The sequence below is a fragment of the Pseudomonas sp. NPDC089569 genome (assembly GCF_050280625.1).
Taxonomy (GTDB): Bacteria; Pseudomonadota; Gammaproteobacteria; order Pseudomonadales; family Pseudomonadaceae; genus Aquipseudomonas.
This window is the reverse complement of record NZ_JBNNVQ010000164.1, coordinates 1-7,867: the sequence shown is the minus strand read 5'-3', so window position 1 is coordinate 7,867 and position 7,867 is coordinate 1. Positions and strand designations below refer to the sequence as shown.

Here is a 7,867-nt window from a genome sequence, read left to right as displayed (position 1 = left end):
ATCGGCATCCGGCTCCCGGACGGCCGCGAAACGTCCTACCGCTACGACGCCTTCGGCCGACGCATCGCCAAGACCGTCGACGGCCACACCACCACTTTCTTCTGGCAAGGCGACCAGCTCGTTGCCGAAAGCAGCCCCAGCCACCACCGCAGCTATGTCTATGAACCCGACAGCTTCCGCCCGCTGGCCCTGCTCGACGGCCACGGCCCGCAACAGGTGCGCGCGTTCCACTACCAACTCGACCACCTCGGCACCCCGCAGGAACTCACCAGCCACGAGGGCGAGATCGTCTGGTCGGCGCGCTACGACGCCTACGGCAAGCTCAGTCAGCTGAGCCATGGCGGCAACCAGCCAATCGACCAGCCACTGCGCTTCCAGGGCCAGTACTTCGACGCCGAAAGCGGCCTGCACTACAACCGCCACCGCTATTACCAGCCAGACAGCGGACGCTATTTGACGCCGGACCCGGTGAAGCTGGCGGGTGGGTTGAATGCCTATCGCTATACGCCGAACCCGACGGGGTGGGTGGATCCGTTGGGATTGGTTGAGTGTCCGGGTGGGGGTGGGTGCAAGAAACCCGTGGGTGGGGAGCGGGATCCTGCGGGGAAGGTGAAGGTTGATGAAGGCGAAGCAAAGCTTCCCTCTCCCCCCAAAAAAGAAACCTATCTGTATCGCGGAGACTCGATACATCCTGACGAAGTCTTCAGAACAGGATTTCTGAGCAAAGGTGAAAGCACCGACCTATTACTTCACGCAATGGACAGCGATGATCCACCCAGTAACTTCGTGAGCACCTCACCTTCCAAGCTAACTGCAATAAAATTTGGAACTAGGTTCAATACCAGAAAAGGCTACTTGTATACACTGAAAAAAATTGATGGAGTCGACGTAAACAAAGAATTAAAAAATCTTGCTCCGTTTGCAGATGAAACTGAAATTGCGATACCTAGAAAAATTGAAACGCGCGACATTCTTGGTGTTACACCGCTAAAAAAGGACGGCAGCTATGTCGGCTACTCACTCCCAAACCCAAACAGGGAATAATATGAAAAAAGTAGAAATTACAATACTTGTAAATGATATAAAGGAAACTGCAACCCTGCACATCAGCCGTGCAAAAGCAGCGATTACTTTCTCCATGAAAAATGGGTTTAGAAAGAAATATGAAGATCAAGACCTATACTGTTGCTTGGCAAAAATTAGAGAAGACAATCCGCATATAGTATTTTTATGCAAAGGGTCAAAACTAAACGTAATGCCTTCAAGAATGTGCTCTCAGATGGCTGGCGGGGTTGTTGCGTACGAAATGAAAATTGGAATGCCTGCTACATTTGACGACATAGTTCATATTTTTGACTACGAAGACAATGACATCGTAAAAACACTTCAAGAACAGATAAATTTCTACAAGGAGTGGCTATTATCTCTAGATCGTGAATAAGCCATCACAAACAAGGTAGATAGCAAGCAAGCCCAGCAACATACTGGGCTAAAACTCCCTCATCAAAATTATTTTAACCCTCCTGTACTTTCTGAACTTTCCCTCTCCACCCTACTAACTTCCTCACAGTTCGCCTGCTAACCGGTGATATCTCTATTGATACCTCCTCCCTAATCTTCATAATCAGACACTGGCTCAACATCCGACTCATCATCAGGCGGAAGCACTTCTCGACTCAACGGATCAGTCGGCGACGGCAACGGATATTCAGGGGTTTCATCAATGTCGGGATCTTTCGGCTCAGCATTCATGGCGCACCTCTCAAGGAACCTGAAATGCAGGTCCTGATGGTTCGAGGCAGACGCGACTGACGCGTTCGATCAGCCAGACAGTCGGTCCACTACACCATGAGTTCACCAATCCTCGTCTTCTTTCTCATCTTCACAATCGACATTGCCCACATCGCCCACATCGCCCGCATCATCCGAATCGTTGAGCGGCACGGTCGCGTCGTCCATCAGAGAACCCGGGTCTTCGTTGCCGGGATCATTGATGAAGGGCACTGCTTGCGCATCTTCTTCCTTGCCGTCGGCTTCCGGCGTCATGGCGAACCTCGAATTGTTCAAGGGTGTATGAGGTTATAGAGCACCCTACGGGCAAACGTTCAGAAATCCTGCCTGCAGACACAAAAAACCCGGCGCCAGGCCGGGTTTGCTGTTTTACAACGCAGAATCAGTGATGTCTGTTTCTGTGTTTGTTCTTGTGTTTGTGACCGCCGCCGGAATGGGAGCTGCCGTGATCGCTGCCCAGGTTGTTGCCGACCGCTCCACCCGCAGCGCCGCCAAGTCCTGCGCCGATGGTCGAGCCGGTGGAGCCACCAAGGCTGTTACCCACAACGGAACCACCCGCGGAACCCAAACCTGCGCCCACCGCGGCTTCGGTACGACTGCCCTTGGGCGCTGCGATTGCGCCACCGGCCGCGCCGCCGACACCGGCACCAATTGCAGCACCTGTGCTGCCGCCCATCTGCCCGCCTACGACGTTGCCCAGCGCACCGCCAAGGCCACCCCCCACTGCCGCGTTGCCGTCACCGGCCGCCATGGCCAGCGGCGCGAGCAACAGCCCGAAAACCAGAGCTGGCACAACCAGAAATGGAGCCTGATGAACAGTGACGTCCTTGCCCTTCGTATTTGCTGTCATGGCGTGCCTCATCTTCTTCAAGGGAGTACAGATTTGAGAGGCCACAGGGAAAATCGTTCATCAACAAAAAGCCCGGCATCGAGCCGGGCTTTTTGATGACTGATTCAGGATCAGTGACGTTTGTGACCATTGGCCAGGTTGCTGCCCACGCCACCGCCCAATGCGCCACCCAGGCCTGCGCCGATGGTGGAACCGGTCTTGCCGCCCAGGCTGTTGCCGATGATCGAACCGCCAGCTGCGCCAACGCCACCGCCGATCGCGGCGCTGGTGCGATGGCCTTTTTTGGCGGCAACGGCACTGCCTGCTGCGCCGGCGACACCTGCGCCAATCGCTGCACCGGTGCTGCCACCCATGCTCTGGCCTACAACGTTACCCAGAGCGCCGCCCAAACCGCCACCAACAGCGGCCGTGCCGTCGCCAGCCATTGCGCCTTGAGCAACCAGAAGACCCAGAACCAGAGCAGGCAGAGTGAAACGCATGACAAAAACCTCAACAATAGGGATGAAAATCAAAGGGCCGAGATTGAAAACTTTAAAGCAGCCAAAGTCCAGACATGCGTGCGCTCAACCTCGTCATTGGCGACGGTTGGACAGCAAAAATGGAAAAGGTTTTATGGCGGGCGAAAAAAAGCCCGCTGGGGAACGGGCAGGATGTTGCTTTCTAACGGATGAATCGAGCCTACGGAGGGCGCTGTGAAAACTTTGTGAAAGGCGCAAAGACTAAAAAATCGTTCACGCTATCGGATACCAGGGGCGCAAAAAACCCCGTTCGATGACGGGGTCTGCTCACAGGTTGATTACTTTTTGACCGGTACCGTTACCCTGGGGAGAAACTTTCCTTTCAGCACGCGACTCGCCCTTGTCTTGATCTTGTCGACCTCAATCTGGTCTTCACCGAAGCTGGCTACATACGCAGTCTGCCCACACTGCACGCAATTGTTGATCGGGAACTCTGCACCGTCGTCTTCGATATACGGATCAGCCATCTCATCACCCCTTCTCAAAAGCGGGATCGACACCGGCAAATCCTGTCTGCCCGAAAAAATATCGATCACCAAGGTTTTTGAGACTAGCCGGTCATTCCTGGACTTCTAGTTCACTCCAGCGAATGACCGACGAATGGCCCACATGATCACTTCAGTTGCACCGCCGTTCCGGTCGCGAACACGACGACCATTCCACCCTTGCCGTCCGGCATGCTGATCTCGAAATCGAGTCCCACGACGGCATCGGCCTGAAGCGCCCGGGCCCGTTCCTTGATCTCGTCGGTGGCCTGGATACGCGCCTCCTTCAACGCTCGCTCGAGCGTCTGTGAGCGCCCACCAAAAAAGTCCCGCATCCCGGCGAACATGTCGCGAACGACATTGATGCCCTGTACCGACTCGGCGCTGACGATATCCAGATAGGCCGTGATCTGCCGACCTTCCACAGAGTGCGTCGTGGTAGTGATCATTGGGTTTCCTTGTCGTTCGGTAAGTGAATCAGAGGAGTTTGATCAACACGGCAGTGACGGTCGCCACCGTACCAATCAAACCTGTGGCCACGGCGACCGGATACCAGAAGGTTTCCCGGGTCAATTTACCGGCCTCGGCGTTCAACTTGCGTTGCTCGGCCATCAACTTCACGATCTCGACATGAATTTTTTCCAGCTCGGCCTGCTTCATGGTGAGTTCCTGCATAACGTGCACGTATCCATCCTGATGATCGGAAGCACCGAGTTGGCTGCCCTGTGATTCATTTTGTACCTCAAACCAAGCACAAAACGAATCCCCCGCCCTGACAGCGATTCAAGGCACCAAATCCTGTGAGAGCCACAAAAAACGAGGCTTTGCGACAATGATTCCTACACGTCGAAGCATTGTCCTACGTTAGTTTGCGAAGAGCCTTCCCTGTGCACCTGCAGAAATTGATGCCCAGAAATGCAAAACCCCCGGTTTCTTTCGAAACCAGGGGTTTTGTTTACATCGAATTTGGCGGTGAAGGAGAGATTCGAACTCTCGATACAGTTTCCTGTATACACACTTTCCAGGCGTGCTCCTTAAGCCACTCGGACACTTCACCGTATCTCTTCAAACATGTTCTGTCTGTCGAGGCGCGCTAATGTAGTCGAAAGCTTTTCTGATGGCAAACATTTTTTCAGAATTTTCATGCGCTTAACGCATTTGGCGGTTTCGGGCCGCTCAAGGCGATGGCAAACCGGCCAATCTCCGGCTGCTCACGCGCGTTTATCAGGGAAGACAATGCGCCGCCGCTGTGGCGGGCGGTGCAGGATGGGCGGGGAAACAGTGACTGGCGAGTCAGTCACGGCGCTTTACCTGGCCTGTAGCGGTGGGTAACTTCTGCCCATCTTTATTGAAAGGAATAGCGTCATGAGTGAGTTGATTTCCTACCACCTCGAAGACGGTATCGCGACCCTGACTCTGAGCAATGGCAAGGTCAACGCCATTTCTCCGGATGTGATTGCTGCTTTCAACAGCGCTCTGGATCAGGCGGTGGCTGATCGTGCGGTGGTGATCATTACCGGCCAGCCAGGCATTCTTTCGGGTGGTTATGACTTGAAGGTCATGACGTCCGGCCCGAAAGAAGCCGTAGCACTGGTGACCTCCGGCTCGACGCTGGCCCGCCGTTTGTTGTCGCATCCATTCCCGGTGATCGTGGCGTGCCCTGGGCACGCGGTGGCCAAGGGTGCGTTTCTGCTGTTGTCGGCCGACTATCGCATCGGTGTCGACGGTCCGTTCAGCATCGGCCTGAACGAAGTGCAGATCGGCATGACCATGCACCATGCCGGTATCGAGCTGGCCCGTGATCGCCTGCGTCGATCCGCGTTCCACCGTTCGGTAATCAATGGTGAAATGTTCAACCCTCAGACCGCCGTGGATGCCGGCTTCCTCGACCAGGTGGTTTCGGCTGAAGAGTTGCAGGGAGCAGCACTGGCGATGGCTCGTCAGTTGAAAAAGATCAACATGACCGCCCACAAGAACACCAAGTTGAAAGTTCGCAAGGCGCTGCTGGAGACCCTGGACAACGCAATCATTCAGGATCAGGAACACTTGGGTTAAGTCCCGCTCGCTGAAACAGAAAGCCCGACCGTCGCGTCGGGCTTTTTCTTGCGTACGCTGTCAAAAGGTCCCTGGCCGCTCTAGAACGCAGCTGACCCATCAGTCGGAAACATGTGCTTAAACATCGGCCATCTCCCGCTTCTTTAGCGGCAATTGCCGAAAACAGTGCACGTCCGTACACTGCGCCACCTTTTGTCCCGGTGGGGCCTGAAAATGCTGTTTGTGTTACGTATGTCATTGATGGGGCTGCACTTTATCGTGGCAGGTGTGCTGGGTGTGATACTCGGCCTGTGCCGCCCCTTCAATCCGGACAACAGTCGTTTGTGCGCGCGCCTTTATGCGTGGCCGGCAATGCGCATTTTGCGCTTGCGAATCAAAACCGATGTCGGTCCCTTGATGGACAAGCCCGACAGCTGCGTCATCATTGCCAATCACCAATCCAACTACGATCTCTTCGTCTTCGGCAATGTCGTACCTCGCCGTACCGTGTGCATCGGTAAAAAGAGCCTGAAATGGGTGCCGCTGTTCGGTCAGTTGTTCTGGCTGGCCGGGAATGTGCTGATCGACCGTGGCAATGGGCACAAGGCACGTCAGTCGATGCTGACCACCACCCATACCCTGCAAAACAAGGACACTTCGATCTGGGTCTTCCCGGAAGGTACGCGCAATCTGGGCGAGGACCTGTTGCCGTTCAAGAAGGGCGCCTTCCAGATGGCCATTGCAGCAGGCGTGCCGATCGTGCCGGTGTGTGTCAGCAGTTACGTCAGGCACATGCGATTGAATCGCTGGCGCAGCGGGAAGATTCTGATTCGCTCTCTGCCGGCGATTCCAACCGCCGGTTTGAGCCTGGACGATATGCCCATGCTGATTGCCCAGTGCCGCGAACAGATGCGCGAATGCATCGACTCGATGGACCGGCAACTGCAAGCCGCCTGAAGAAACCCGCCTTGTGCGGGTTTTCTTTTGCCGGCGAACTGTGCAGATTTCACGGACTTCAAGTAACGACAGGACTAAGCTGAACACTGCCTGCCACTCTTTGTCATTGAAAACCTGCCAAAAAGAAGTGAATCAATATCATGGGTAGAGTTGTTGCTGCTGCGGTTTACAGCGCCGGTAAGAAAGTCACCAATATCACCCTCGACGAAGGTGCTGCCTGGGCTGCAAAGCCCGGCCACTTTGTCTGGATCGGCCTCGAAGAGCCCAATGCCGAGGAACTTTACAATCTGCAGCGCCAGTTCAACCTGCATGAGCTGGCTATTGAAGACGCCCTGGAAAAACACAGTCGGCCGAAACTGGAAACCTTCGGCGATGCGCTGTTTATCGTCACTTACTCGCCCATACGGGAGGACGGCGTTCTCAAATTCATCGAAACCCACATATTTGCCGGCAAGGGCTACATCATTACCGCCCGCAATGGTCATTCCGCGTCCTACGGCCATGTCCGCCAGCGCTGTGAGGCGCGGCCGTTATTGCTTGAACACGGCGAGGATTTCGTCCTCTACGCCCTGCTTGATTTCGTGATTGAAAACTACCAGCCGATGGGGGAAGCGATCCACGCCGAAATCGATGAACTGGAACGCAACGTCCTGTGCGACTCGCTCAACGATCGTGACATCCAGAACCTTCACAGCCTGCGCCGCGATGTATTGCGCCTGCGCCGATACGCAGCGCCGATGGTGGAAATAGGCGAAGAACTGCAAAAGCTGAGCTTTCCCTTCATCGACAAAAACATGCGCCCGTACTTTCGCGATGTGCAAATTCATGTCACCCGGCAAATGGAGGACCTGACGACGCTGGCGGAGATCGCCAGCCAGACCATCGAGATCGGCGTGTTGCTGGAGGCCTCGCGCCAGAGTGTGGTGCAGCGCAAGTTTGCCGCGTGGGCGGCGATTCTGGCGTTTCCGACGGCGATTGCGGGGATTTACGGGATGAACTTCCAGGACATGCCCGAGCTGACGTGGCACTACGGGTATTTCGGGGTGCTGGGGGTCATTGCGGTGGGATGCACAGGGTTGTGGGCCAGTTTCAAGCGGTCGGGGTGGTTGTAGCAGGCACCGAGTCGTCTGTGACATTCGCGGGCAAGTCGGATCGCCGCCCGCTCGCTCCTACAGTATTTCATCGGGGGTGGTAGGGCGGGGGGGGGGCGGGACGACGTGGCAGCCGAAGTT

General features: G+C 55.4%; 12 protein-coding genes and 1 tRNA gene. 5 read left to right on the top strand and 8 right to left on the bottom strand.

The genetic code is table 11. The features are described from left to right. A partial coding sequence (locus ACQKP2_RS31005; protein WP_427582116.1) for an RHS repeat-associated core domain-containing protein occupies positions 1-1,044 on the top strand: 1,044 nt, incomplete at its 5' end. Position 1,045: 1 nt separating this feature from the next. Beyond that, positions 1,046-1,441 carry a hypothetical protein gene (locus ACQKP2_RS31000; protein WP_427582115.1) on the top strand — a complete coding sequence of 132 codons (396 nt, stop codon included), beginning with the start codon at positions 1,046-1,048 and terminating at the stop codon, positions 1,439-1,441. 170 nt (positions 1,442-1,611) lie between these two features. Here the strand turns inward: ACQKP2_RS31000 and ACQKP2_RS30995 are convergent, their stop codons facing one another. From ACQKP2_RS30995 to ACQKP2_RS30960, 8 genes are all read right to left on the bottom strand, one after another. Continuing rightward, entirely contained in the window at positions 1,612-1,752 is a 141-nt protein-coding gene (locus ACQKP2_RS30995) for a hypothetical protein (RefSeq protein WP_427582118.1), read from the bottom strand. A gap of 102 nt (positions 1,753-1,854) precedes the next feature. Continuing rightward, positions 1,855-2,046, bottom strand: a complete 192-nt coding sequence (locus ACQKP2_RS30990; protein WP_427582114.1) for a hypothetical protein — start codon at positions 2,044-2,046, stop codon at positions 1,855-1,857. A 127-nt stretch (positions 2,047-2,173) separates the two neighbouring features. After that, the gene (locus tag ACQKP2_RS30985) at positions 2,174-2,641 is read right to left on the bottom strand and encodes a glycine zipper domain-containing protein (protein ID WP_427582113.1); all 468 of its coding nucleotides are present in this window, start codon (positions 2,639-2,641) and stop codon (positions 2,174-2,176) included. A 110-nt stretch (positions 2,642-2,751) separates the two neighbouring features. After that, entirely contained in the window at positions 2,752-3,120 is a 369-nt protein-coding gene (locus ACQKP2_RS30980) for a bacteriocin (RefSeq protein ID WP_427582112.1), read from the bottom strand. Between the two features lie 317 nt (positions 3,121-3,437). Then, positions 3,438-3,626, bottom strand: a complete 189-nt coding sequence (locus ACQKP2_RS30975) for a hypothetical protein (protein WP_427582117.1) — start codon at positions 3,624-3,626, stop codon at positions 3,438-3,440. 146 nt (positions 3,627-3,772) lie between these two features. Beyond that, on the bottom strand, positions 3,773-4,093 hold the full coding sequence (locus ACQKP2_RS30970; protein WP_427582111.1) for a YbjQ family protein: 321 nt from the start codon (positions 4,091-4,093) through the stop codon (positions 3,773-3,775). A gap of 28 nt (positions 4,094-4,121) precedes the next feature. Further along, on the bottom strand, positions 4,122-4,304 hold the full coding sequence (locus ACQKP2_RS30965) for a hypothetical protein (RefSeq protein WP_427582110.1): 183 nt from the start codon (positions 4,302-4,304) through the stop codon (positions 4,122-4,124). A 307-nt stretch (positions 4,305-4,611) separates the two neighbouring features. Beyond that, positions 4,612-4,701, bottom strand: a tRNA-Ser gene (locus ACQKP2_RS30960). 308 nt (positions 4,702-5,009) lie between these two features. Between ACQKP2_RS30960 and ACQKP2_RS30955 the strand changes: the two genes are divergently transcribed. From ACQKP2_RS30955 to ACQKP2_RS30945, 3 genes are all read left to right on the top strand, one after another. Beyond that, positions 5,010-5,699 carry a crotonase/enoyl-CoA hydratase family protein gene (locus ACQKP2_RS30955; RefSeq protein WP_427582109.1) on the top strand — a complete coding sequence of 230 codons (690 nt, stop codon included), beginning with the start codon at positions 5,010-5,012 and terminating at the stop codon, positions 5,697-5,699. A gap of 213 nt (positions 5,700-5,912) precedes the next feature. After that, the gene (locus ACQKP2_RS30950; RefSeq protein ID WP_427582108.1) at positions 5,913-6,635 is read left to right on the top strand and encodes a lysophospholipid acyltransferase family protein; all 723 of its coding nucleotides are present in this window, start codon (positions 5,913-5,915) and stop codon (positions 6,633-6,635) included. A 140-nt stretch (positions 6,636-6,775) separates the two neighbouring features. Then, positions 6,776-7,747: a magnesium and cobalt transport protein CorA gene (locus ACQKP2_RS30945; protein WP_427582107.1), complete on the top strand. Its 972-nt coding sequence runs from the start codon at positions 6,776-6,778 to the stop codon at positions 7,745-7,747. Positions 7,748-7,867: the final 120 nt, after the last annotated feature.